Consider the following 21,942-nt stretch of genomic DNA (forward strand, 5'->3'; position numbering starts at 1 on the left):
AGATCGGATCGCGTTCCGGAACGGGCTAGGACGTCTCGAACGCCGGCCAGCACCCGTCTTCTTCATGCCTGCCGGTACGCTGCTGGCAGGTGTTGTCGAGCAACCGCTGCGCCACGTCCTTCCAGACCGCGTTGCCGCCATACAATCGGACTGCATCGGCGGTCTGGATTTCCACGGTCCGCTCGCAGCGACGGCACGAGATACGCAGGACATGGCGTTGAATCTCGGAAAGACGTCGCTGCCTCTTCTCGGCTCCGGTCGCGGCGAAGCGAGGGTCTTTCAGCACCGATTCCCAATATTCCGCCGGGAGCGGCGCATCCGGAGCCGCCGTCGAGGGGCCCGGTCTACGGGCAGCTTCAGCGGCCAGTTTATCCATCTGCTTCGGGGTCGGCATGCGCCAGCTCGCGGGTCGATCGGTCATTCCGAATTAGAACATAACAAGAACAAATGTCGAGTCCGCCCGGACCCTCATCGTGAAAAAATCATCCTGTCGGAGGGGGCGAGGTGTCGGAACCAAGCCGTGCCGTTCGTCTTGAATCCACATGAGTAACGGAGTTCCCCCGCGATGGCCCCCCGCGCTAACTGGAAAGGCTTCCTGCGTCTTTCCCTCGTCACCTGTCCGGTAGCGCTCTATCCGGCCACCTCGGAATCCGAAAAGGTTTCGTTCAACCAGCTCAACCGAAAGACCGGCCACCGCATCAAGTACGCCAAGGTGGACGCTGATACCGGCGAAGAGGTCGACAACGAGGACATCGTCAAGGGCTACAAGGTCGACACCGACACCTTCATCGAGGTGACGAAGGAGGAGCTTGAGAACGTCGCGCTGGAATCGACGCGAACGATCGAGATCGACGAGTTCGTCGACCGCAGCGAGATCGATCCCCGCTATCTGATCCGCCCTTACTACCTGACTCCAGATGGCAAAGTCGGGCACGACGCCTTCGCCGTTATCCGCGAAACCATCCGAGAGATGAACAAGGTCGCGATCGGTCGTGTGGTGCTGACCAACCGAGAGCACATCATCGCGCTCGAGCCGCTGGACAAGGGGTTGATGGGGACGCTGCTGCGCTATCCCTACGAAGTCCGACCCGCGGAGGAATATTTCGACGATATCCAGGACGTCAAGGTCACCAAGGATATGCTCGATCTGGCTAGGCACATCGTCAATCAGAAGGCTGGCCACTTCGAGCCGGACAAGTTCGAAGACCAGTATGAAACGGCCCTCATCGACCTCATCAACCAGAAGCGTGCCGGCAAGCCCATCACCGCGAAAGCGCGCCCTCGAGGTGAGAACGTAGTCGACCTGATGGACGCGCTGCGCAAGAGCATTGGAAGAGACGGGGCGGCAGCAACAGAGGCTCCGAAGAAATCAGGCAAGAAGCCGCGGAAGGTAGCGGCCGGGCAGAAGGAAATGCTGATGCCGATCGCGGGCAAGAAGCCGGCGAAGGAGGCTGCGGCGAAGAAGCCGGCAGCCAAACCGCAGCGGAAGTCGGCTTAGTGTCGTGAAACATCCAAAAGCCGCTATCTTCGATCTCGACGGTACTCTTCTCGACTCGGTGGATCTCCACGCGCTGGCATGGCAGGAAGCCATGCTCTACTTCGGTCACGATGTGAGTTTCGAACAGGCGCGAAGCCAGATAGGAAAAGGGGGAGACAAGCTCATTCCCGTTTTCCTGTCCGCTGACGAACAACGCGACCATGGCAAGGACCTGGAGGAGTGGCGCGGCAAGCGTTTCAAGGCTAAATATTTGCCGCTTGTGCGCCCCTTCTCTGCGGTCCCTGACCTGTTGCGACGCGTTCGCGACGCCGGACTTCAAATCGCAGTTGCTTCCTCAGCCAAGAAAGACGAGGTTGATAAGTACCTCAACATCGCTGGCATCACGGACCTGGTAGATGTGACGACGTCGTCTGAGGATGCCCAGGAATCGAAGCCGGCGCCGGACATTTTCGAGATCGTTCTCAAGAAGCTCAAGATCGAAGGACCAGACGCCGTCGCAATTGGTGATACGCCATACGATGCCGAAGCAGCCGGGAAGGCCAAGATCACCACCATCGGTGTACTTTGCGGCGGTTTCACCGAGAGCTCGCTGAGGCAGGCCGGATGTGCCCAGATCTATCCCGGGCCGGCAGCGCTATTCGCACGCTTCGAACATTCCTTGCTTGCGCGGTAGGCGAAACGGCGCATCGTATCGCGTCGGCGGGCGGGGATGCGTAGCATGGCGAGAAAACTGAAAACCTACCAGACTTCGCTGGGCTTCTTCGATCTGGCGATCGCCGCTCCTTCCATGAAGGCGGCTCTGGAAGCATGGGGCGCAGACAGCAATCTCTTTCACCAGGGCGCGGCGAAGGAAAGCGATGATCCGGACGTCATCGCCGCAACCATGACAAAGCCTGGCGTCGTGCTCAAGCGTCCCGTCGGATCCGACGGATCTTTCAAAGAGCATGCCGAACTGCCCACCGATCTTGGCGACGGCCGACCAACGAAAGCCGCCCGCAAGTCGAAAGGCTCCAAGGCGAGGAAGCTTTCTACTCGCCCCGTCGACAAGGCCGCGGAGCGAAAGGCCGCTGTTGACTACGACCGGGAACAGAGGCGTCGCGAACTTGAACGAGCAAGAGAGGAGGCCACCCGGCAGAAGGAGCGCGAACGCCGTCAGCAGGCGGTCGACAAGGCGCAGGCCGCGCTGAACAAGGCCGAGCAGGAGCACGCGAAGCGTGCCGCGGCCATCCAGGCCGAGGTCGAGGCTATCGAGAAGAGATCGCAGGCCGAAGAAACGCGCTGGGATAAAGAGAAGGCGCGATTGGAAGCTGCGCTGCGGCGCGCGCGGACCAGTTAGCGGTTCTTGGGCTGCTGCGCCCATGCGTGAGAGCCCTCCGTCCCTTTAGTGTTCATCGCTTGTATTCTGTGCGTGCGCTGCGGCCTGGTTGACCGCGGTGCGGCTGCGCCGGTCTTCAGGCGCGAGCTCCATGACGGCTCTATGTAGCTCAGCCGGAATCGGCAGCGTACTTTCCAGTGGCTTGTCGGCCCATTGCCAGAAGCGATCGAATGCGTCCATCAAAGGTCCTCCCGCAGGCCCCGGAAGAACGGGTGCCTGACCTTTCCCTCGGCCGACTTCGCGCGATACTCGATCTCGGCCAAAAGCTTGGGTTCAACCCAGATGCCCTTGTGGTTGATGCGCTTAGCATAGGGCTGGGTCTTTCGGATGAGAGGCTTAAGCCGCTTCTGCAGATCGGCGGCCGAGACCTTGTCGAAGCCGTGGTCGACTTTGCCGGCGTAGACCAGATCGTCGCCCTTGCGCCGGCCGACATAGAGGCCGGTACCATCGAATGCGAAGCCGGCAATGGTCAGCGTCTCCCGCTGCACGCAGGTCTTCTTGACCCAGTCGTTCGTGCGTCCCTTGGGATAGGCACTGTCCCGTACCTTCGACACGACGCCTTCGAGGCCGAGCTTGCAGGCGTGCGTGAACATCTCGCGGCCGCCTATCTCGAAACTTTCGCTGAACTGGATGTCGGTGCCATTCAGGATCTTCTTGAGTTCGGCCTTGCGCTGAAACAGCGGTAGCTTCCGGATATCGCGGCCGTTCAGATAGATTAGATCGAAGGCCACAAGCACGATGCTCTTCGACTTGCCCTTGAGCTCGTTCTGCAGGACCGAGAAGTCGGTCGTGCCGTCGGCCGCCGGTACCACGATCTCGCCGTCGACCACGGCCGAGTTCGCCTTGATCCGCCAGGCGTCATGGGCGACCTTCTTGAAACGGTGCGTCCAATCGTGGCCGCGGCGGGTGAAGATCTTCGCCGCCTCGTTGGCCAGATGGACCTGAACACGATAGCCGTCGAATTTGATCTCGTGAATCCAGCGGGCCCCTGACGGCACCTTGTCGATCGAGGATGCCAGGGCGGGCTCGACGAAGCCGGGCCGGGGCGCCTTGAGGCCGATCGCCTCGGGCTTTTTACGCTGAAACGCCACTGAACAACTCCACGCTACAGCCGATTCAAATTGGCACAGTTCGAATCGTTCCGGAACCTCAGAATCCCATTCGCGTTGCTTGGGTGTCATAACAGGAGGCACCCATGGCGGTAGCGACGAAGACGAAGACGGCGCGCGGGCGAAAACAGGATCGGGTACGGGTGGCCGGCGGGCAGAACTATGAAGTGCAGTACGAGGCAAAGAAGACCAGAAAGTCGGCATCAGCCGTGAAAAAGGCCGTCAAAAAGGTCGGGAATGCGCGCAAGCGCGTGGAGAAGAAGCTGGGCCGTTGAAGTGGGTAACCGGGCTGGCGTTGAGGCCCGGCACCAGCCCTTCTAGTCTGGGGCGCATTCCGGGCAGGTATCACCGATCGAGTTCAGCACGTCGCGAACCTCGGCCGCCGCGGCATCAGGGGAGACGCCTGCTGGCGGGTCTCCACGGGCGATATCAAGGGCCCGCTCCCGTGCATGCGGATCGGCGCGATCTTGCATCCAACCGTGTTCTTCACACTCGCGGATGGCGCCCGCTTCCTGGAGCACCTGGATCGCCCATCCGCGCAGCGTCCGTATCATTGGCCGTCGTTCACCCATCATCAGCATTGAGAAGCTCCTGATACGACGAATCGTTATGTCCGTTATTCGTTCCCCCGTTAGCACAGGGCTGGGATTCGCAATGACGAGAGAGCAAGGTTTGGCGTGCACTGCGACCGCGAAGTGCGCGCTTCTCGTAGGGGCGCGTGCCGCTTCGCCGCACCGGGCTCTCGTGAACCGAGCCGCTTTGCGTCTCGGCCATTCGGCTTCGATCCCTCGCGCAAACACTGCGGAGCTCGTCGCCGGGGGCACTCGGGAAAGGGGCTCGCCTTCGGCGACCGCTATCACTGCCCCGTTCCCGGGTGCCGTTGTTAACCGGTCTCGTCGCTGCACTCGGACCCGCGTGCCCCTTCGGGTCGCTATGCTCACGCCCTCCGGGTGCCATTTCAGTGGGGCGATGCGCCAGTGGCGCGCGCCTGATCAGGGCCTGCGGCCCTAAGCAGAAGGCCACATCCCATGAAGAAATGGGGCGGAAGGTGGGTCGCTCCGCAGATGGTCGCATTCTCTCACTTGCGAGGGCGTCACGCATCGTCGCTTCCCGCACAAGAAGCCGAGAGTAAGAGAGTTGAATGGGTTTGCCGTGACGGGTCACAGGCTGCGAGAGAGGCTCGCGGCGCCCGTCGCGGAGACCCGCGATGTCCATACACTATCCTCGGGCGCGCACCGGTGAGGACCGGGCAAGCCTTTATGACGACATCACCAACAAGATCATCGGTGAACTTGAGGCCGGCCGAATGCCGTGGGTGCAGCCTTGGGGCGCCGCGGCGGCGAAGGCGTGTTTGGCCATGCCGAAAAGCGCCGCGACTGGCCGTCAATACAGCGGCCTCAGGGAGCGCGTCTGATCGGCGTGTACGATAGCCAGGTCACTTTTGGCCAGTCACGCGTGCTGCTCGTCTGGACCCGGTTGATCATGCCGAATGGCCGCTCGATTGTTCTCGAACGGCAACGGGGCGCGGACGCGGCGGGATACGCTGGTCTAGAGGATGAAGTAGACAACCATTGGGGCGAGTTGTTCAAGGCTGCCGCGCTGTCGACATTCCTGGCTGTCGGCACCGAAATTGGCGCAGGTTCCGACACCAATAGCAATGACAGTGCGATCATTCAGGCCCTGCGGCACGGAGCAAGTGATTCCTTGAATCAGACAGGGCAACAGATCGTTCGTCGTAGTCTGAATATGCAGCCGACGCTGACGGTCCGTCCCGGATTTCCAGTGCGCGTCATCGTCAATCGCGATCTCGTGCTCGAGCCTTACAGGGGGTAATTGCGTATGACGAAACTAAAAATTGCAGTGCTCCCGGACGATAAGCCGGTCAAGGTCATCATGGAATTGCCGGCACAAGTTCATCGAGATCTCGTCGCCTACGCGGAGACGTTTGCGCAAGAAACGGGTCAGTCGGTAGATCCGATCAAGTTGATTGCCCCGATGCTGGCGCGGTTCATGGCCAACGACAGAGGTTTCGCCCGACTGAGGCGCAGCCGTCATTCCGCCACCGGCGGTGAAGGATAGCGCTCGGCCAAAAGTGCTAAGAACCGCCGAAGGGCGGGATTCTCATTGTCGTCTCTCCAATGAGCATGGAAGCCAATACGACTTGGACCGGAGCCGTCCTGTATTTCGCGATAGACCAAGCCGGCAAAGCTGGCACCGACATCCGATTCCATGACGAGGCTGACGCCGAGCCCCATGCTAATGAGACTCTTCACGATGCTGCGGCTCACGTCATGCCGTTCGATCCTGGGGCGTTTATCTTCGGCCACCAGATTGGAGATCAACAGATTCTCTATGTCTGTTCCTGGGTCATACTGACTCAAGAGAACCGTTTCATTGCGTAGATCGGTCCAATGTATTTCTTCGTACTTCGAGAGGAAATGATCTTTTGGGAGCAAGATCATGATGCGCTCACTCCAGATCGAGAGGCGCTGACTGTCCGACGATGGGCTTTGCCCCGGAACAATTGCGATGTCGATCGTGCCGTTCCGGAGTGCGGCCATAAGGCGGATCCGAGATCGCTCCACGGTAGCCAGATCGACCTGAGGCGTGCGTTGTTTGAATTCAACCAGACTTGCCCTCAGATTGCCGGCGGAGATTGATGTGCAAAAGCCTATCGAAAGGCGCCCGGAGTTGGCACTCCCGCTCGACCGGCCGGTTATGACCAGCATGTCAACTTGTTCGAGAATCATCCGGGATATCCGCAGAATGCGCCGCCCGGCGAGAGTCGGAACGACTCCTCCACGAGATCGCTTGAACAACGTCACTCCAACATATTGCTCAAGTTGACTAATTGAGCGGCTCAACAAGGAATGACGAGTACCAAGCAATTCCGCCGCTTGTCGAAAGCTTCCGGAGTCGCCGGCGGCGACCGCCGATCGCAGATGATGCAAGGTGACATTGGCTGATCCGATGATTGCGGGCATGTAGGTTCGCGTTGGCTAGGCCGTCGTGTCGGTTAATTAAAACGCGCCGCTACGCGGCACTCAAGGCGCGGATCGCGGAGCCGGAGAGATTTCCCTGGAAGGCGTTGGTGTAAAGGGACGCGCGGGCGCAGTAACGTCCTCTGGGAGGTCGATGTCGGAAAAGTCAGGCGGATCGAGGGCGAAGGTCGCGGCGGGATAGGCCGAGGCGATGGTGGCGCTCAATCGAACGGTCACATCTGAGGAGGCGCCTCGGGAGGCGCGCGAACGGTTGAAGCCGGCCCCAAGACCAGGCCGATTCATCCAAATTTTAGCTGAGGTTCTACCAAACAATCGATTTTGAAAAAGTGCCTAAGTTTTCTAGGGTCGATTGCGTTGAAGATCGCCATTGCAGCAAGCAAAGGGCGCAGGTTCACAGCGTTTGCCTGAATTGGAAGTGTGACCGGGGCGGCCGGGCGCGCCGCTTCCGGACTTCTGCACGGGGCGTGCCGTTCGTGCTGACCGTATCGGAAACATGCACTCGATCGATCAGCGCCGTGCCGGCAATTCTGATCGGACGAGATGCGGCTGCGAGGCTATTGACGCTGCGATGACTGCGTTTGTCGATAATCAGGACCGGAAGGGCGCCGCGCGGCGAGGACTTCCTCCTCTTGCAGCCTTGCGGGCCTTCGAGGCTGTTGGTCGAACCGGAAGCGTCAGAGCTGCGGGCCATGAACTCGCTGTCAGCCACTCGGCTATATCCCGGCATGTTCAGAAACTTCAATTCAACATGGGTGTCGTGCTTGTGCGCGGGAGCGGCCGGGGGATAGCGCTCACTGAGGCAGGTCGAGAGTTTCACGCCAAGATCTCGAGGGCGTTTGACACGATCGCAAATGCCGCTGGATCGCTCCGTCCATCCCGTCCATCTCCTCTAAATATATGGTGCGTTGACAGCCTGGTTGGGCAGCTCGTGGCCCGGCTTGCAGAGCTGGCCTGCGCATTCGAAGACCGCGAGATAAATCTGCGAACGATCTCTTCGCGCGCCGATCTGGCAGACATGGAAGCCGACGCAGCTATCGGCTACTACGATGACGACATCGATCTTGACGGAGATCTCGTCGCGCACGAATTGTGGCGTCCGCGGATATTCCCGATAGCCAGCCCAGCGTACCTCGCGCAATGCGCGTCGATTGACGATGTGGCGGACTTGCAGGGTGTCACGCTGCTTCATGAGGAATCGACCGAGCAATGGGAAAGGTGGCTCGAGCTTGCAGGAGTTGTCGACCCCGCGCAGCTGCGAGGCCATCGATTTTCAAATGCCTGCCTCGCCATTGAGGCGGCACGATCTGGTCATGGCGTTGCACTCGCCAATGATGCCCTCGTGACCCATCTCCTTGAATCCGGGGCGCTGGTCGAGGTTGCGTCGAGCGATGTGTACATGGGCTCGTATCAGTTCATTGCTCGCAAGCGCATATGGACCAGTCCCGCTATCGTGACGTTGCAGCAATGGCTGGAACGCGCGCTGAGTATCTCCGGATTCCTCGCGGACGGAATAACAGGGGTCGACCCGGCTGCCAACTTATCGGGTCAAAACAACGATCAAACAGGCGTTTCGCAGTCGGACGCCGATTCTGCTTAGCCAGGCATCATTGACGCCGACGTTCCGTTCGAGATCCTGAATTGACTTGAGAGAGAAGTGTGGACCCGCAAACACCGCCTAGTAGCGCTTGCTGCACGCCGACCGAGTTGCGCAACGCCATCGCCGCCGCGACCGACGAAGGGCCGAGGCTCGGCTTGTTTCCGAAGCGCCGGGTAGGGGGGCGCGCCGACATGCTGCGTCCTTCTGAGAGCCGTGCCGCCTTTCCGGAACCGCTCCATCCGGGCGAGAGCAATAGAGGCGCGCGAGCTGTGCTGCAAACGATATCAATATCCCGATCGTTCTATCGCGATGTGAGGGACGGCGACGAAGCAGCAATGCTGGTGGCGGCTATCCTGATCGCAGTCGCCGCGAGGTCGAAGCGGGGCTTCACATTCCATGAGTTCGCAGACAGGGTGCTGGCGTTTGGCTTACACCGATGCATGAAAGCTCTCCTGCGACGCCGCGCATCCATCCCGGTCATAAGCTACATTACGGCTACGAACTTCGTCGGATGGCCGCGATACAAGCAGATCAGGACCCTCGCACTAATGCGACAAGGGCTGCGGTCATCGCGGAACCTTGCGAACGCCCGGGTCCCGATCAGGGAAGACAGTGTCGATCGCAGGCGCGCTGGGCCGTCTCGAACCCGATCGATAAGTTGACGGTCATCAGGGACCGGGCCGTGCAATGATCCTTGCGACATACATCTACCGAACCGGGACGAACTTCCTTCTGCTGACCGCAACACACTTGTCTTTGAATCGTCTCGATCAATACGCCCATCGGGCAACGCTCGCTGCGACCATACTGAGCTACGCGGCTATGCGGTTTCTCACTGCCCTCCGATCGCTTTCGTTTCTTAGGAAAATCGAGCAACTGGAGCACGAGTGCCGTCACTCGGAACACGTGGTGAGGCGGCGTACGAAGTTTAGCCGTCCGCAATTATTGGCGATGGTCCGCTCGACCAGGAAAAGCAGTGAAACGATCGCCTACATCGATTGCCTTTTCCTAGCATTTGTCATCGTTCTATGTCTTTCCAAAGTGCTTCTCTGATGGCTCGGACGGTCGTCGCGTCGCTAAGCGTGAACTCGGCATTGGTGTCTATTGCGCGATCTATTGGTGACCTGGTTAGTCCAGTGACGCGAGTCTTGAATGATGGTCGCTGTCGATCGAGAGAAAAGTTCATCCGCAGCATGAAAAGCGATGGTTCGTGATGCGATGTTAAGGCGGCCATAATCGGTTCGCTGCACGGTTGTTGAACGCAGCGTGATCGCGCCGCGACGTCATCGATAGGAAAAGTTCATGAAGCTGTTTGATTACCTTCCGATCTCCGCAAAGCTCGGGTGCCTGGTATTGATTTCGCTGCTGGGGTTCGGAGCGGCCGGTCTGTGGGCCGCACGTTTGATGAGCGACGAGATCTTGAATGATCGGATAGTCCAGACGCACATCGTTGTCGAGATGGCCAAGAACGTTGGGTTGGGTCTGCAGAAACAGGTTGAAGCGGGCGAGCTATCGCGGGAGTTGGCGATCAAGGAGTATGCGCGTCGGCTCCAAAGCATGACGTACGACGGGGGCACGGGGTACGTGTTTGCTTACTCGATGGATGGCGTCGTTATCGCGATGCCCAATCATCAGCTCATAGGAACAAACTCGCTTGACGTCAAAACCAACGGGCGGATGATTGCGCGTGAGCTGCGGGACGGGGTCGCGGCAAAGGGCGAGGTCACGCTTCGCTACGAGTTCGTAAAGCCTGGCGAGAAGGAACCGGTACGCAAGCTGAGTTATGCAGTTGCCATGCCGGGTTGGGACCTGTTCATAGGGACGGGGGCATATCTCGATGATTTGGACACCAAAGTGAGACCCGTTATGTGGTCGTTGGCGCTTGCGATGCTGGGAATTGTTGCTGTGACGGGGGGCGCTGCGTGGTTGACGGCCAGAAGCATCACCGGCCCACTCGGGCAGCTCGGCCGGTGCATGCAGGAGCTCGCGGCCGGAAAGTTGGAGGTCGCTGTGCCGAGTGCCGACCGTCGCGACGAAATCGGGCCGATGGCGACGACCGTTCAGGTGTTCAAGGATAATGCAGATCGCCTCAAGGAGCTCGAACGCAAGGAAACGGAGATGCAGGGTCTCGCGGCTGCGGAACGTCGAGCAGCGATGGCCTCGCTTGCGGAATCTCTCGAACGCAGCGTTGATGGCGTGGTGCGTTCGGTGGCGTCGTCGGCAATCGAAATGCAGGCTGCGGCCGAGTCCATGACGACGACGGCAGGTGACACCAGTAACCGTGTGAAAACCGTGGGCGAAGCCTCGGAAAAGGCGTTGAACAATATGCAAACCGTAGCCGCCGCGGCCGACGAGCTATCCTCTTCAGTCGCGGAAATATCCCGTCAGGTGACGCAATCCAGTGAAGTTGCCCGGCGGGCTGTCGCCGAGGCGGAGCAAACCAACACCACGGTCATGTTGCTGTCGGCCGGAGCCGGAAAAATCGGTGCCGTGGTTCAGCTCATCCAGACGATCGCCGCCCAGACAAATCTGCTTGCGCTGAACGCCACCATCGAGGCCGCTCGCGCCGGTGAGGCGGGCCGGGGGTTCGCTGTGGTTGCCTCCGAGGTAAAGTCGCTCGCGACCCAGACGGCCAAGGCAACAGAGGAGATTGCTGCCCAGGTTGCCAACATGCAGTCCGCGACCAGCGGGGCTGTCGCCGCAATCACAGGCATTGCGGGAACGATCGGGACAATGAGTGAGATCTCTCTGATCATTTCTTCGGCGGTCGAGGAGCAGGAAGCTGCAACGCGGGAAATTGCACGGAACATCCAGTCTGCGGCGGATGGGTCGCGCGAGATCACCGATCAAGTTGGAGGCGTCAATGAGGCTGCCTCGGCCGCGCAGGCGGTGGCATCCGGCGTGCTGCGCGGTGCCCGGGAGCTCGATCAACAGGCGGGAATGCTCCGCTCGGCGGTGAGTTCGTTCCTGGGGCAAGTTCGTGCCGCTTGAATCCAGGTCGCTGAGGGATCAGCTCGCACGAGCATATGTCACGGACTTCACGTCGTGGGCGCTGGCGCGCACTCGTTAGCCGCATTCGAAACGCCAGGGCCTCGAGCGGCGGCCCGCTTGAGGCCCGGCGTCCGGATGTCGGCGGGTTTCGTTGACTGGTGGGGGACATTGGTCGGCATCGTCCTTGCGGCGCCTCTGTGAGCCGCTAGACGCCTACGGGGATGCAAGAGAACATGTACCTTGCCGCTTTGCTCCAAGCAGTGTTGCTGGGCCACAAGCCATTGCTCAACCTCGTCGGTTGGAGCAGCGCCGACAGCTCTCTCAGCAAATAGCTCAGGTCGCGTCTAAGGGGCGGCGATCACGGAAAAGTCGCTGATGCGTTGACGTACCGTGTTGCCATCAGCGCGGCTGGTACCTCGTCATGTTGCGCGCGTTAGGAGGCGGGGATCGGCCACGAATGTGATTGTAGGGTCGGAAATCAAGGCCAGAGGAGATGTTCCCGCTCTGGCAATGTCACGGCGAAGCCCGGAGGTGGGATGTTGCGGAAGAATGAGCGTAGAGTCGTGATGAACTGCCGAAGAAACGCAGGCTTTGCTTCCCCATAGATGTCGGCCACCAGCAAGACCGAGTGAGCAGCAGTCTCCTCGATGAGAGGTCGACGAACGATGCGGGGCGAATCTGGTGTTGTGCAGGTGAGCGGGCGCATATTGAGAAATGAAAATCCAAGGCCTTCGCCAACAGCCGCACGCACCGTTTCATAGGAGCGTGTACGCAGAGCCACATGTGGCTGCGCGCCGGTGATTTCAAATCTGCTCATGATGCGCGGGGAGTTATGCGGATGATCGAGCAATACAAATGGTTTGTCGACAAGGTCGAAAATCGACACCGCGTCGCGATCGGCCAAGGGGTCCGATGCCGGCAGTACGACGTGAGCCGGCACATTGCAGATCGGAGTGATCGGGGCGCCTGGTTCTAGTCCGGCATCATAGGTCACCGCAAAGTCCACGTGCCCGGCGGCGAGCCAGGTCCGTATCTGGTCTTGATCACCTTCCATCAAGACCACGTTCGATAGGCCGCTTTCGTCAATGAAGCGCTTGAGCAGCGCTGGCATGAAAAGGGCGCCAAATGGCTCGAAACAACCGATGTGCACCGAGGGCGGGGTCACCGATGCCAAAACGTCGATCTGACGATCGAAGCTCGATTCCGCGAGCAGAAGGTGATGGGCTGCGGCCAGGAAATGGCTACCCGCAGGCGTAACGGTCGTTCCACGATTGGAGCGCCGTTGAAAAATAGCGCAGCCGAAATCCTGCTCGGCGGCGGTGATCGCTGCAAGAATAGAAGAGGGAGAAATATGCAGTTTGCACGCGGCGCCGGAGACGCTGCCGACCTCCGCCACTGCGACGACGTAGCTCAACTGCCGTAACGAAATGCGCATCCAATTCTTCCAATTTATGTTGGGTTTTCCATCAGACAATGCATTTTCCGCAGCATTGCGATTGGCCAAATGTTGGGCCACGAACAAGAGGAACGAGGCAGATCGTTGTGAACGAAGAGATGTCTCTCTCGAAGAGCAGGATGAAAGACCCGTTAAGAATTTGGAGCAAAGTCTCCGCCGGCAATTGGCCGCGAGCCTCGAACTCCAGATCCAACCAGTTTGCGCCGTGCTCGTCTTCGCCAATCTTACCACAGGAATCAGGGAGTACACCAAGATGTCCTACACAGAAACCGATCCTGAGCAACTTGGTTGGATGAAAGGATTTCCACCGTTGTCAGAGCGCACCATCGCTCTTCATGATGGGTCGCTTCGCAACTTTCCCGAATTGCGTTGGACGTGGAGCAATATGCGCCAGCTCGTGCCGACCGTGAATGTGTGGCGCGGAGCAGGCCTGGCGTCGGCGCTGCCTCACGTCGAACGGGACATCGGTGGCTCCGCGTTTGTCGCCATGGATGGTCGTTCGATGACCTTTGCGCAAATGCTCGATGAGACCTACACTGACGGCGTCGTCGTCCTGCACAAGGGGCGCTTGATCTACGAGCGTTACTTCGGGGCGTTGAAGCCGCACAAGCCGCACGTCGCCATGTCGGTCACGAAGTCGTTCACTGGAACGCTCGCCGGCATCCTCGTGAGCGAAGGCAGGATCGACACCCTCGCGCCTGTCGTGGAGTATGTGCCCGAACTCAAGCGGAGCGCGTTCGGCGACGCTCGGGTCGAGGAGGTGATGGATATGACCACCAGCCTTGTCTACACCGAGAATTATACCGATGAGACGTCTGGGGTCTGGGAGTTGCGGCGAGCCAGCGGAACGGCGCCGATCGAATCGGATTACGTGGGTTCGACGAACATCTTCGATTTTCTCTGTGCACAAGGAAAGCAAGGCGAGCACGGTCGCGCGTTCGCCTATAAGTCCGTCAACACGGAGGTGCTGGCCTGGATTTGCCGGCGTGCCAGCGGTCTCACATTGGCGGAGCTTCTGTCCGACCGCATCTGGCGGAAGATCGGCGCGGAAGAGGACGCTTACTACCACGTTGATCGTGTTGGTACCGAAAGCAGTGGCGCAGGGCTTTCGACCGCCCTGCGGGACCTCGCGCGGTTCGGGGAAACCATGCGTAACCACGGTCGCTTCAATGGTCGCCAGATCGTGCCGGCGGCGGTGGTAGAAGACATCGAACGCGGCGGCGATACCAACAAATTCAAATGCGCGGGTTACACAATGCTCCCTGGCGCTTCTTATCGTAATCAATGGTGGGTGAGCAACAATGCGCATCGCGCGTACTTGGCACGTGGAATTCACGGCCAGGGCATTTACGTCGATCCCACTGCACAGATGGTGATCGTGCGCTACGCTTCGCATCCGGTTGCTGTCAATTCGGCCAACGACCCGGTGACTTTGCCGGCTTATATGGCGCTTTCGAAGCAGCTGATGGCGGACGGATGACACGTGCCTGTTCGGTGGGCAACGCTAAGCGACTGACTCAAACAACAATATGCGATGGTTGCACGTCCCTGCAACCATCGAATCCTGCGATATCGGCGCAGGCGACCCGGAAGGGTCGCCTTTGGTGACTTAAGCCTGCACGCCTCCCTTGATCGGCATCACCTTCTTGGGATCGAGCCAGTGATCGATCCGATCAGCCCAATGCTGCATCAGCTTGGTGCGCGAGCCAATCAGCGCGAGCGGTCCGTGCTTCTTGTAAAGACCTTCCACAGTAGAGTTGTCGAGATGCGCGAGCTGCAGCTCGACGACATCGCCATCCCATGCCTTCGCATCCTTGATCTCCTCATGGTGAGACAGCGTCGAGAAGGTGGTCCGGAATCCGTGGGCACAATGATCAGTCTTGGTGTCAATGCCAAGGAGCCGCAGCCGCTTGTTGTCCGTGTTGTTCGATAGTGGCGCGTCCTTCGAGCAGGAAAACGCGTATCGGCGATGGCCGGTCAGCTTTCGAACGCTATGCAGTATCGCGAGTGCCTGCCGTGACAGACGCACGACATGGTCCCAGCCGGTCTTCATTTTGGCGGCTGGAACAGTCCAGCGTTTGGTATCCCAATCGACCTCGCTCCACTCCATTTCATTGACCATGCCGGGGCGGGGAATCGTCAGCGCATCAAAGCGCAAGGCAAGGCCAACAACGTCACTAAACCTCGCTCTCGTCCACGGTGCGCTGATGAGCTTGAAAACGCGCGTCGCGTCACGTGGCTCGATGACGCCGGGGCGTGGCGTCGAAATGTTGGCGATCATCTGCCCCTTCAAGTTGCGGAATGGATTGTAGCCGTCGCCTTCGACATCGGCATAGTCGCAGATTTGCTCACCGATGCTGCGCACGCGGTCGCGCGTTTCCAGCTTTCCCTCGGTTTCGTATGAACGCATGAACGAAATCGAACGGATTGGATCCCGCGAAGAGCCGAGCTCATACGTTGGGCTTTCCAGCACTTCGCACCGAATCAAAAAGGGTCACGTTCACTGATCCACTGGATGCGTGGTGCGTCGCCCTTGACGAGTCATGGTCGACCGATTGCCAAGTTCTAAGCGTCTGGGATGGCGGAGCGCGCTTAGTGGTCCGAGATCCGCAAAACCTGACCACGTTCTTTCTTATTTTCGCGTCAAGCCCGAAACCGGTATTTCGACGATGCAAGCGGGTCTGGGTCCGCGGGAACGAACTTGAAGTCAACTATGAACGGCAGCCGCCTTGCTACGCACTGGGAAGGAATCAGCTCGATGAAGCACCCGCGCGACTTCTCGATCGATGAGATCCTGGCTACGAACTGGGACAAGCGGCTCGCAGACGACATTGCGGCCGAATTGGAACTCGCTTCGGGTGAGCCACGCATCAGCATCCCGGAGATCCGGCGCTTCTTCGCGATCAAGTCGTTCCGGAATCTGTTAGGTCGGCTCGAAAGCATACGAAGCGGCAAATCGTCGTTTTCGGCGCTTAGGGCAGTCGCCGGTGAAATGCGCCGGTTTGCGGTCGAGCACCCTGGACTGGCTGCAGCAACTTTTCGTGCGCCTTTAGGCGAATGTCCGGAATGGCGCCGAGCTTATCAGGAACTCCACGAGTTCATGGTCGCCGTGTTCGCTGAATGTAATCTCCACGGCCGAGAAGGCGATGACGCTCTGCAAATCCTCCGATGCCTGGTCCGCGGCTTTGCTTTGCACGAATTCATGGACGCGTTCTTACATACATATTCTTACGATGAGGCTTACGAGCGGGCGCTGGACATTTTTATTGCGGGCTTGCGTATCAGCAAGACAGATCGCTCTGAACTAGGTTTCCGGTATTCCATGTCCGCGACGAGCGAACCACGGATCTAGTTCAATCTCCGAAGGTTGATGACCTCTGCTTAACGTCGAATCGTGCCCAATAGGCCGACTGATTGTTCCCAAGCGGCCGAGCGAGATGAAAGCGGCTGATGCATCAGCGTTGGCTCAAAACGCGATGGATAGCTCACGGGCCAGCGGACTGCCGCACTCTTTATTGACGGGGACAGTCTCCATTTGACCGCAAGAGCCCTGCGCTTCGATGTCGATTACCGAAAGCTACTCGGCGAATTTCGAGGCAGGGCGAACGTCCTACGAGCCTTCTATTACACCGCGATCGTCGACAACCAGGACTACTCCGGAGTTCGACCTCTGCTCGACTGGCTCGACTATAACGGTTTCACGGTGGTCTCAAAGCCAGTCAAGGAGTTTTCTGACGAACGGGGCCGCCGAAAATTCAAAGGTAGTATGGGCATCGATCTCGCAGTCGGCGTCATGCAATTGTCGGAACAGTTAGACGAGATTTTCCTGTTTTCAGGCGACGGTGGGTTCAGTTCGCTGGTCAGGGCCGTCCAACGACGCGGCGTCCGCGTAACGGTTGTTTCGAGCTGTTCGACCCAGCCAACGGTGATCGCAGATGAGCTAAGACGGCAGGCGGATGACTTCATTGATCTGGCCCAGCTGCAATCAAGAATTGAACGTAATTCCGGGAGGATGGAGGAGCATATGTGAACTCGCGCAGGGTCGGGCGCCTCAAAGTCTGCAGTACCGTGCAGCCAACGACCACCGGCCGAACGGACGCGATCGCCACACTAACATCCTAACAGGACATCGTCAGTCCGGCAGACCGGATTAGGTACTTTACGGAATCGATCAGGCTTTTCTTCGCTTGGCCACAACCGAACGATGGTCCAACGACCAAGATATCGTGAAGATGGCGATCTTAGCCAGCCGGATCGCTGAGCGACGTTCGTGCTCCCTCTACCTGCGCAGAGACTTGCTCCTGCCGGGTTATCCCCAAGGCGTAGCGGTTGCGCCCGCTCCCCCTTGTATCTAGCGCCCGCGCGGCTGCACTCCAATAGGGATGCCATCACCGCTCCTCCGGTCGCGCTGTCGCAGCGCGATGTTGTAGCCGGCGAAGCCGTCCTCGTCGGCGGAGGTCATGCCGCATCCCGCATAGGCAAACCGTCGCGCAGCTGATCGAGAAGACGTTCTTCGCGCTCGATCCGCTCCAGGTACAACGCGCGTTCCCTCTCGGTCTTGGCGCCGGCGAGCAGAAGCCGATAGTGCCCGACGACCTTCTCGCTGCCGCGGATGAGCAACTCTCGTACTGCGGTCATGACACGGGTCCCGCGATCGCCGGTGGGGGCGCTTCAGCCATGTCGAACGTCAGAGGGAAGGTGCTGGACACCAGCGTCCGAAGCGCCGAGTTCTCTTCGGAGAGCCGCCGTTCGATGAACCGGCGTTCGAGATCCGAGAGCCGCGTGTTCAGCAGCTTGCGATAGCGGTGGATGTTGTTTCGGTGCGCAGGGATACGGGCAAAATCTTCGTCGAGCATCATCGCCACTCCTGACGGTCCTCCAAATCCTTCGGGTTTCGAGAACGGGAAAATAATTCCCTGCGCAGAAAATATTCGGCGGCCGGATGCTGTCAAGATGGTAGTGGTGCGGGCGCGAACGCTCCGCGGATCGCTACTCGCTTAGTTCAAAAAATTTTCGCCGACCCTCTTGAACGGTTCTTGCGTTTTTCTATCTCGTTTTTCGCCGCGAGAGCGGTGTGCGGGTCGCCTTCCAGGGTCCCGCGCGGGCGCAGGCCGGAAGTCTTGGGACCGACGTCCTGCGTTCCTTCGTAACCATCTTGCTCTTTGGAGGACTTGGATATGAGGACGACCTTCGACTTCGCGCCGCTGTGGCGCTCCACCATCGGTTTCGACCACTTGGCCGGTCTCGTCGACAGCGCGCTGCGCCAGGCCACGGACGACAACTACCCGCCCTACAACATCGAGCGTTCAGGCGAGGACCACTACCGCATCACCCTGGCGGTCGCCGGTTTTGGCGCCGACGACATTTCCGTCACCGCCGAGCAGAACGCGCTCACAATCGAGGGCCGCAAGCCGGACAAGCCGGCGGGCGAGTACCTCTTCCAGGGCATAGCCGCGCGGCCGTTCCGCCGCGTATTCAACCTGGCCGACTATGTGCAAGTGAAGGAAGCCGCCTTCCGCGACGGTCTCCTCGTCATCGATCTCGTCCGCGAGGTGCCGGAGGCTATGAAGCCGCGCCGCATCCAGATCGCCGGCGCGACCGGAACAACTCAACAGATCGAGCAGAAGAAGGCCGCCTGACGGCTTGGGGCGGCGGCGACCCCGCCGCCACCGCGCTCGCCAAACCCATCCCTTGAAAGGAGCGTAAGAAGGGAGACGACCTATGACCAATGCGAATACCAACGCTGGCAATCTCCATCATCTTTTCCATCCCGCTGCCCACTACGCATCTCCGGACGACGTCCTGAGCGATGCCGCGCTGTCCGCCTCGGAGAAGCGGATCATTCTGTCGTCGTGGGCGTCGGACATGTTCGCCGTCGAATCCTGTCCCGCCTTGCGCGAGATACCCGGCATGGAGCGCCCCATCCGTCTCGCCGACATCCTCGCCGCATTGCGCAAGTTGGACGGCGATGACGATGACCCGCCGCGCGGCGGGGGCGTCCCGATGCGGTTGCGGCGGCCCTGGGCCGCCGCTTTTCGGAGGTTGCCGGGATGCTGACGCAGGCTGTCCTGACGATGGTGATGCTCGGCAACGTCGCGGCGGCTTGGGCAGTGCCGTTCGTCGCGATGTCGACGACGCTCCGGATCGAAGGCTTTTCGCCTCCTCGACAGTAACATCTCCTCCGGCCCAACCTGTCATCGGATGGGCGGAACACGTGGACAAGCTTCAGCCCTGCCGATTGCGAATCCCTGCCGCGTGCTTACCGCCCGGAACGAGCGGTGGGCGGGAGAATTCGTCCTGCAGGAGCGATCTCGATGCTCAAGACGAAGGAAACACCGAAGGCGATCCGGACGCTGGGCGGGTGGGCGATCCACGTGCTGCAGGACGCCGGCGCCATCCACGAATGCGAGGAGCACGGCTGGGCGAAGGACCGGGCCGATCCCCACGCCCGCGACCGGGCGGTCGACATCGCACGCCGGCATCCTCCCGGAGGCGTTCCCGCCGATGGAGCTGCTGCTCTCCTTCGCGACGTGCTCGATGGCATCCGCGACACCTGTCCCGAATGTCCGGACAGAGATTGCTGAAGACAGGCGGATCGCGATATCCGAATTGAGATGACGCCGACGTTCCTCCTCACCGCAGAACTGGATCTCACGAGCTTCGCCTGGCTGGACAGCCTACGCCGGGGTCACTTTCCTCCCGAGCGCAACCTGTTGCCGGCGCACCTCACGTTGTTCCACCGTCTCTCGTCGGCGCAGACGGCGCGCCTGTGCAAAGTCCGCCTTCCACTCGGCCCGATACCGATTTTGCTGGATACGCCGCTCCTGCTCGGCTTCGGGGTCGCGATCCGCGTCCGGTCGCCGGAGCTTGAACAGGTCCGGTCCGCAGCGCGCCTGGCCATGGGCGGCGAGTTTTTCAGCCAGGACAGCCAAGGCTGGCGACCGCATGTGACAATCCAGAACAAGGTCGCCGCCGACGATGCGAGGCGGCTTCATCGGGAACTCTCGACGGGCTTCGAGCCGCGCGCCAGCGCGGCTACCGGACTTCTGGTCTGGGAATACCTCAACGGGCCGTGGAAGCTGGTAGACCGGCTCCCCTTCGAGTAGATGCCGGCGCTTCTCGTGTGCTGCGCGATGTTTCGCGCCGTCCCGTGAAGATTCGGAGGGACGGCGTCGCAGAACCGAACGGGAAAAATTGGCACTGTCGGAGCGCTCACATTTTCAAGCCCCGCAGCCCGCGGATCGCTCTTCCAAATCGACGTTTGTTGTTCCCGCAACGGCCGGCGATAAGTCGTGCGCCGGTTGAGACCACGGGCTCCGGCCATCCCCTCATTTCCCGTCAAAGTGAAAAGTCTCTGTTGACCGACCTCGAGAAGCGCGTCGAAGAGATCGAAGCCAGAGCCGCAGAGAGCAAGTTGCTCGGCAACCTGTCGATGGACGAGGAGGCGCGCATTTACAACCGCCGCCTGGCCGTCGAACTCAAGGAATACGCGCTAAAGCTCCGCGGTCAAATGGAGAGCGTCGGGAAGGAACCCAAACCGGGCGCCTGACATCGCGAAACCTTTTGCCTGCATGTCCGTATCTGCGGCGAGATGAGGGTCGAATTCAGGGCGATGGTAAGCGGATGGTTCGGCGACGACGCCGTTGCGCTCGCGACGCGACTGCAGGCCATCGAAAACTGGCTTGCGCGCAACAGCGGAGCGAGCCAAGCGGACGACGACGATCGCAAGACCGTCGAACTGATGGCGAAGCGCCTTGCGCTCCTCGCAGGAACGTCTCGAGACGTCATCCGGTAGGATGGAGGACATTTCATGCGCAGGACGAGCTCGACGTCGCCGGATACTCAATCGGACCAAGACAGAACCGACGGCCTCAGGCAGATGGTCCGCGAAGATATCGCGGAGCAACGGCAGACCGTCGAAAGACTGCTTCGTAAATTGGATCCGCGGATACCTCCGAAACTGAACTAGGTCTGCCACCTTACCCCGATCGCCCGTCTCCTATTCCCGCGTGCGGCGAAGCGCGTCCCTGAGTGTCTCCCTTTCGGCTTCCCAGCGCGCGTCCTCGGCATCTATCCGCTTCTCGACATCGCGCCGCTCGGCGTCGAGCGCCTCGGACCTTTCTTCGTGCTCTCGTTGCGCGGCGTCCAGCGCCGCCTGGGCTTTGTTAACCAGCTTCTCGCGCCTGGCGCGCTCCTTCTCCCATGCCGCCTCCTCCTTGCGACGTTCGACGTCCCGCCGCTTCTGCTCGCGCTCGAAAGCCGCAGCGGCCTTTTGCGAATCCTCGACGCTGGCCTTGGGAGCCGCTCGTCGCTTCGGCTCCGGACGGCGGCTCTTCTTGGGCTTGGCTCCTTCGTCCACGTCCGGCAGGTCGGCATGTTCGGCGAACCGCCCGCTGGAGCCGGCAGGCCGCTTCAGGACCACGCCGGGTTTCGCCATGGTCGCGGCGACGACGTCTGGATCCTCGGTCTCCGTGGCGTGTCCTTGGTGAACACCACGCCTCCAGCGCGGCCTTCATCGAAGGCGCGGCGATCGCGAGGTCGTAAAATCCGAGCGAGGTCTGGTAGGTCTTTAGCTTTCGCGGCACCTGAGTTCACCTGCGCGACGGGGAAACGCCAGTGTAACACGCGGCGTAGCGCCCGGCAGGTCCGACCGCCACTGGTCGACTTCTCTTGATCGCCGATTTGTCGAAAGTTGCTCACCTCCGCTACTCGTCCGCCAGTGGCGCGGGAATCCTAAGCGACCCCCGCTCCAAGAAGCCGCAGGGCCGTCTCGATCTTCGCGAGCAGCGCCTGGATTTTGGTTCTTTCGTTGGGTCCGGGCTCTGCCTCGAGGCGCTCCAAAAGCTGTCTCTTCTGTTCAGTCAGTTTCGCGATCGCAGACATATGGTACCCCTAATCGGAAGGGCCGCGCGGG

27 protein-coding genes and 3 pseudogenes are annotated in these 21,942 nt (G+C 60.2%); 19 read left to right on the forward strand and 11 right to left on the reverse strand.

The annotated features are described in order from the left end of the window. Positions 1 to 25 precede the first annotated feature (25 nt). Entirely contained in the window at positions 26 to 421 is a 396-nt protein-coding gene (locus NLM32_RS14400; RefSeq protein ID WP_254129625.1) for a hypothetical protein, read from the reverse strand. A 144-nt stretch (positions 422 to 565) separates the two neighbouring features. Here NLM32_RS14400 and NLM32_RS14405 point away from each other — a divergent pair, with 144 nt between their 5' ends. Genes NLM32_RS14405 through NLM32_RS14415 form a run of 3 tightly spaced genes read left to right on the forward strand, consistent with a single transcriptional unit; the run spans position 566 to position 2,834 of the window. Then, positions 566 to 1,498, forward strand: a complete 933-nt coding sequence (locus NLM32_RS14405; RefSeq protein ID WP_254129626.1) for a Ku protein — start codon at positions 566 to 568, stop codon at positions 1,496 to 1,498. Between the two features lie 4 nt (positions 1,499 to 1,502). Beyond that, positions 1,503 to 2,171, forward strand: coding sequence for an HAD family hydrolase (locus NLM32_RS14410; RefSeq protein WP_254129627.1), 669 nt, complete (start codon positions 1,503 to 1,505; stop codon positions 2,169 to 2,171). Positions 2,172 to 2,216: 45 nt separating this feature from the next. Continuing rightward, entirely contained in the window at positions 2,217 to 2,834 is a 618-nt protein-coding gene (locus tag NLM32_RS14415; RefSeq protein WP_254129628.1) for a cell envelope biogenesis protein TolA, read from the forward strand. Positions 2,835 to 2,879: 45 nt separating this feature from the next. Here the strand turns inward: NLM32_RS14415 and NLM32_RS14420 are convergent, their stop codons facing one another. Further along, the gene (locus tag NLM32_RS14420) at positions 2,880 to 3,053 is read right to left on the reverse strand and encodes a hypothetical protein (protein ID WP_254129629.1); all 174 of its coding nucleotides are present in this window, start codon (positions 3,051 to 3,053) and stop codon (positions 2,880 to 2,882) included. Further along, positions 3,053 to 3,964, reverse strand: coding sequence for a non-homologous end-joining DNA ligase (gene ligD, locus NLM32_RS14425; RefSeq protein WP_254129630.1), 912 nt, complete (start codon positions 3,962 to 3,964; stop codon positions 3,053 to 3,055). Before ligD ends, NLM32_RS14420 begins: the two co-directional genes overlap by 1 nt. Before the next feature lie 104 nt (positions 3,965 to 4,068). Here ligD and NLM32_RS14430 point away from each other — a divergent pair, with 104 nt between their 5' ends. Further along, positions 4,069 to 4,257, forward strand: a complete 189-nt coding sequence (locus NLM32_RS14430) for a DUF3606 domain-containing protein (protein ID WP_254129631.1) — start codon at positions 4,069 to 4,071, stop codon at positions 4,255 to 4,257. A gap of 42 nt (positions 4,258 to 4,299) precedes the next feature. Here the strand turns inward: NLM32_RS14430 and NLM32_RS14435 are convergent, their stop codons facing one another. Then, positions 4,300 to 4,563 carry a hypothetical protein gene (locus tag NLM32_RS14435; protein ID WP_254129632.1) on the reverse strand — a complete coding sequence of 88 codons (264 nt, stop codon included), beginning with the start codon at positions 4,561 to 4,563 and terminating at the stop codon, positions 4,300 to 4,302. Positions 4,564 to 5,189: 626 nt separating this feature from the next. Here NLM32_RS14435 and NLM32_RS14440 point away from each other — a divergent pair. The 3 genes and pseudogenes from NLM32_RS14440 to NLM32_RS14450 form a co-directional block, all read left to right on the forward strand. Further along, positions 5,190 to 5,381: pseudogene (locus NLM32_RS14440) on the forward strand (ArdC-like ssDNA-binding domain-containing protein); the annotation flags it as partial. Further along, positions 5,378 to 5,815: pseudogene (locus tag NLM32_RS14445) on the forward strand (TrbI/VirB10 family protein); the annotation flags it as partial. The pseudogenes NLM32_RS14440 and NLM32_RS14445, both read left to right, overlap by 4 nt. A gap of 6 nt (positions 5,816 to 5,821) precedes the next feature. After that, entirely contained in the window at positions 5,822 to 6,061 is a 240-nt protein-coding gene (locus NLM32_RS14450; RefSeq protein ID WP_254129633.1) for a DUF2274 domain-containing protein, read from the forward strand. Here NLM32_RS14450 and NLM32_RS14455 read toward each other — a convergent pair. Further along, complete coding sequence (locus NLM32_RS14455; protein WP_254129634.1) at positions 6,034 to 6,966, reverse strand: LysR family transcriptional regulator; 933 nt, start codon at positions 6,964 to 6,966, stop codon at positions 6,034 to 6,036. The two genes, NLM32_RS14450 and NLM32_RS14455, sit on opposite strands and share 28 nt — an antisense overlap. Before the next feature lie 586 nt (positions 6,967 to 7,552). Between NLM32_RS14455 and NLM32_RS14460 the strand changes: the two genes are divergently transcribed. Both NLM32_RS14460 and NLM32_RS14465 read left to right on the forward strand, forming a co-directional pair. Further along, the gene (locus tag NLM32_RS14460) at positions 7,553 to 8,581 is read left to right on the forward strand and encodes a LysR substrate-binding domain-containing protein (RefSeq protein WP_309144844.1); all 1,029 of its coding nucleotides are present in this window, start codon (positions 7,553 to 7,555) and stop codon (positions 8,579 to 8,581) included. Positions 8,582 to 9,883: 1,302 nt separating this feature from the next. Next, positions 9,884 to 11,572: a methyl-accepting chemotaxis protein gene (locus NLM32_RS14465; protein WP_254129635.1), complete on the forward strand. Its 1,689-nt coding sequence runs from the start codon at positions 9,884 to 9,886 to the stop codon at positions 11,570 to 11,572. 478 nt (positions 11,573 to 12,050) lie between these two features. Here the strand turns inward: NLM32_RS14465 and NLM32_RS14470 are convergent, their stop codons facing one another. Then, entirely contained in the window at positions 12,051 to 13,076 is a 1,026-nt protein-coding gene (locus tag NLM32_RS14470) for a LysR family transcriptional regulator (protein ID WP_254129636.1), read from the reverse strand. Positions 13,077 to 13,281: 205 nt separating this feature from the next. On the opposite strand from NLM32_RS14470, the gene NLM32_RS14475 reads away from it, so the two are divergent. Next, positions 13,282 to 14,508, forward strand: coding sequence for a serine hydrolase (locus tag NLM32_RS14475; RefSeq protein ID WP_254129637.1), 1,227 nt, complete (start codon positions 13,282 to 13,284; stop codon positions 14,506 to 14,508). A 129-nt stretch (positions 14,509 to 14,637) separates the two neighbouring features. Here the strand turns inward: NLM32_RS14475 and NLM32_RS14480 are convergent, their stop codons facing one another. Further along, on the reverse strand, positions 14,638 to 15,501 hold the full coding sequence (locus NLM32_RS14480) for a tyrosine-type recombinase/integrase (RefSeq protein WP_254129638.1): 864 nt from the start codon (positions 15,499 to 15,501) through the stop codon (positions 14,638 to 14,640). Between the two features lie 240 nt (positions 15,502 to 15,741). On the opposite strand from NLM32_RS14480, the gene NLM32_RS14485 reads away from it, so the two are divergent. Together NLM32_RS14485 and NLM32_RS14490 are read left to right on the forward strand one after the other, a co-directional pair. Then, a complete protein-coding gene (locus NLM32_RS14485) occupies positions 15,742 to 16,380 on the forward strand; it encodes a TetR-like C-terminal domain-containing protein (protein WP_254129639.1) in 639 nt (212 codons plus the stop codon). A 162-nt stretch (positions 16,381 to 16,542) separates the two neighbouring features. Beyond that, positions 16,543 to 17,058, forward strand: coding sequence for an NYN domain-containing protein (locus NLM32_RS14490; RefSeq protein WP_309144881.1), 516 nt, complete (start codon positions 16,543 to 16,545; stop codon positions 17,056 to 17,058). A gap of 428 nt (positions 17,059 to 17,486) precedes the next feature. Here the strand turns inward: NLM32_RS14490 and NLM32_RS14495 are convergent, their stop codons facing one another. Continuing rightward, complete coding sequence (locus tag NLM32_RS14495) at positions 17,487 to 17,666, reverse strand: hypothetical protein (protein ID WP_254129641.1); 180 nt, start codon at positions 17,664 to 17,666, stop codon at positions 17,487 to 17,489. Further along, positions 17,663 to 17,887 carry a hypothetical protein gene (locus NLM32_RS14500; RefSeq protein WP_375143557.1) on the reverse strand — a complete coding sequence of 75 codons (225 nt, stop codon included), beginning with the start codon at positions 17,885 to 17,887 and terminating at the stop codon, positions 17,663 to 17,665. Before NLM32_RS14500 ends, NLM32_RS14495 begins: the two co-directional genes overlap by 4 nt. A gap of 318 nt (positions 17,888 to 18,205) precedes the next feature. Between NLM32_RS14500 and NLM32_RS14505 the strand changes: the two genes are divergently transcribed. From NLM32_RS14505 to NLM32_RS14530, 7 genes are all read left to right on the forward strand, one after another. Continuing rightward, positions 18,206 to 18,667 carry an Hsp20 family protein gene (locus tag NLM32_RS14505; protein WP_254129642.1) on the forward strand — a complete coding sequence of 154 codons (462 nt, stop codon included), beginning with the start codon at positions 18,206 to 18,208 and terminating at the stop codon, positions 18,665 to 18,667. Between the two features lie 82 nt (positions 18,668 to 18,749). Continuing rightward, the gene (locus NLM32_RS14510) at positions 18,750 to 19,085 is read left to right on the forward strand and encodes a hypothetical protein (RefSeq protein WP_254129643.1); all 336 of its coding nucleotides are present in this window, start codon (positions 18,750 to 18,752) and stop codon (positions 19,083 to 19,085) included. Then, positions 19,079 to 19,201, forward strand: coding sequence for a hypothetical protein (locus tag NLM32_RS45820; protein WP_256568249.1), 123 nt, complete (start codon positions 19,079 to 19,081; stop codon positions 19,199 to 19,201). The genes NLM32_RS14510 and NLM32_RS45820 overlap by 7 nt, the downstream gene beginning before the upstream one ends. Positions 19,202 to 19,342: 141 nt before the next feature. Further along, positions 19,343 to 19,612 (forward strand): hypothetical protein, encoded by a 270-nt coding sequence (locus tag NLM32_RS14515; RefSeq protein WP_254129644.1) that lies wholly within the window; start codon positions 19,343 to 19,345, stop codon positions 19,610 to 19,612. Between the two features lie 30 nt (positions 19,613 to 19,642). After that, positions 19,643 to 20,134: a 2'-5' RNA ligase family protein gene (locus NLM32_RS14520; protein ID WP_254129645.1), complete on the forward strand. Its 492-nt coding sequence runs from the start codon at positions 19,643 to 19,645 to the stop codon at positions 20,132 to 20,134. Between the two features lie 251 nt (positions 20,135 to 20,385). Next, on the forward strand, positions 20,386 to 20,577 hold the full coding sequence (locus NLM32_RS14525; RefSeq protein ID WP_254129646.1) for a hypothetical protein: 192 nt from the start codon (positions 20,386 to 20,388) through the stop codon (positions 20,575 to 20,577). Between the two features lie 63 nt (positions 20,578 to 20,640). Further along, a complete protein-coding gene (locus tag NLM32_RS14530; protein ID WP_254129647.1) occupies positions 20,641 to 20,823 on the forward strand; it encodes a hypothetical protein in 183 nt (60 codons plus the stop codon). Between the two features lie 204 nt (positions 20,824 to 21,027). Here NLM32_RS14530 and NLM32_RS14535 read toward each other — a convergent pair. Together NLM32_RS14535 and NLM32_RS14540 are read right to left on the reverse strand one after the other, a co-directional pair. Continuing rightward, positions 21,028 to 21,613, reverse strand: a pseudogene (locus NLM32_RS14535) (cell envelope biogenesis protein TolA). A 148-nt stretch (positions 21,614 to 21,761) separates the two neighbouring features. Then, complete coding sequence (locus NLM32_RS14540; protein WP_254129648.1) at positions 21,762 to 21,911, reverse strand: hypothetical protein; 150 nt, start codon at positions 21,909 to 21,911, stop codon at positions 21,762 to 21,764. Between the last annotated feature and the right edge of the window lie 31 nt (positions 21,912 to 21,942).

Origin of the sequence: Bradyrhizobium sp. CCGUVB14 (assembly GCF_024199935.1) — a bacterium.
Lineage (GTDB): Bacteria > Pseudomonadota > Alphaproteobacteria > Rhizobiales > Xanthobacteraceae > Bradyrhizobium.

Bases quoted from the DNA above. Each gene is read 5' to 3' on its own strand.
- NLM32_RS14465 (WP_254129635.1), top strand. From the start codon at position 9,884: ATGAAGCTGTTTGATTACCTTCCGATCTCCGCAAAGCTCGGGTGCCTG.
- NLM32_RS14505 (WP_254129642.1), top strand. From the start codon at position 18,206: ATGAGGACGACCTTCGACTTCGCGCCGCTGTGGCGCTCCACCATCGGT.
- NLM32_RS14405 (WP_254129626.1), top strand. From the start codon at position 566: ATGGCCCCCCGCGCTAACTGGAAAGGCTTCCTGCGTCTTTCCCTCGTC.
- NLM32_RS14415 (WP_254129628.1), top strand. From the start codon at position 2,217: ATGGCGAGAAAACTGAAAACCTACCAGACTTCGCTGGGCTTCTTCGAT.
- NLM32_RS14485 (WP_254129639.1), top strand. From the start codon at position 15,742: ATGAACGGCAGCCGCCTTGCTACGCACTGGGAAGGAATCAGCTCGATG.
- NLM32_RS14460 (WP_309144844.1), top strand. From the start codon at position 7,553: ATGACTGCGTTTGTCGATAATCAGGACCGGAAGGGCGCCGCGCGGCGA.
- NLM32_RS14420 (WP_254129629.1), bottom strand. From the start codon at position 3,053: ATGGACGCATTCGATCGCTTCTGGCAATGGGCCGACAAGCCACTGGAA.
- NLM32_RS14435 (WP_254129632.1), bottom strand. From the start codon at position 4,563: ATGCTGATGATGGGTGAACGACGGCCAATGATACGGACGCTGCGCGGA.
- NLM32_RS14495 (WP_254129641.1), bottom strand. From the start codon at position 17,666: ATGACCGCAGTACGAGAGTTGCTCATCCGCGGCAGCGAGAAGGTCGTC.
- NLM32_RS14455 (WP_254129634.1), bottom strand. From the start codon at position 6,966: ATGCCCGCAATCATCGGATCAGCCAATGTCACCTTGCATCATCTGCGA.
- NLM32_RS14450 (WP_254129633.1), top strand. From the start codon at position 5,822: ATGACGAAACTAAAAATTGCAGTGCTCCCGGACGATAAGCCGGTCAAG.
- NLM32_RS14540 (WP_254129648.1), bottom strand. From the start codon at position 21,911: ATGTCTGCGATCGCGAAACTGACTGAACAGAAGAGACAGCTTTTGGAG.
- NLM32_RS14510 (WP_254129643.1), top strand. From the start codon at position 18,750: ATGACCAATGCGAATACCAACGCTGGCAATCTCCATCATCTTTTCCAT.
- NLM32_RS14530 (WP_254129647.1), top strand. From the start codon at position 20,641: ATGGTAAGCGGATGGTTCGGCGACGACGCCGTTGCGCTCGCGACGCGA.
- NLM32_RS14400 (WP_254129625.1), bottom strand. From the start codon at position 421: ATGACCGATCGACCCGCGAGCTGGCGCATGCCGACCCCGAAGCAGATG.
- NLM32_RS14520 (WP_254129645.1), top strand. From the start codon at position 19,643: ATGACGCCGACGTTCCTCCTCACCGCAGAACTGGATCTCACGAGCTTC.
- NLM32_RS14500 (WP_375143557.1), bottom strand. From the start codon at position 17,887: ATGATGCTCGACGAAGATTTTGCCCGTATCCCTGCGCACCGAAACAAC.
- NLM32_RS45820 (WP_256568249.1), top strand. From the start codon at position 19,079: ATGCTGACGCAGGCTGTCCTGACGATGGTGATGCTCGGCAACGTCGCG.
- NLM32_RS14430 (WP_254129631.1), top strand. From the start codon at position 4,069: ATGGCGGTAGCGACGAAGACGAAGACGGCGCGCGGGCGAAAACAGGAT.
- NLM32_RS14475 (WP_254129637.1), top strand. From the start codon at position 13,282: ATGTCCTACACAGAAACCGATCCTGAGCAACTTGGTTGGATGAAAGGA.
- NLM32_RS14515 (WP_254129644.1), top strand. From the start codon at position 19,343: ATGCTCAAGACGAAGGAAACACCGAAGGCGATCCGGACGCTGGGCGGG.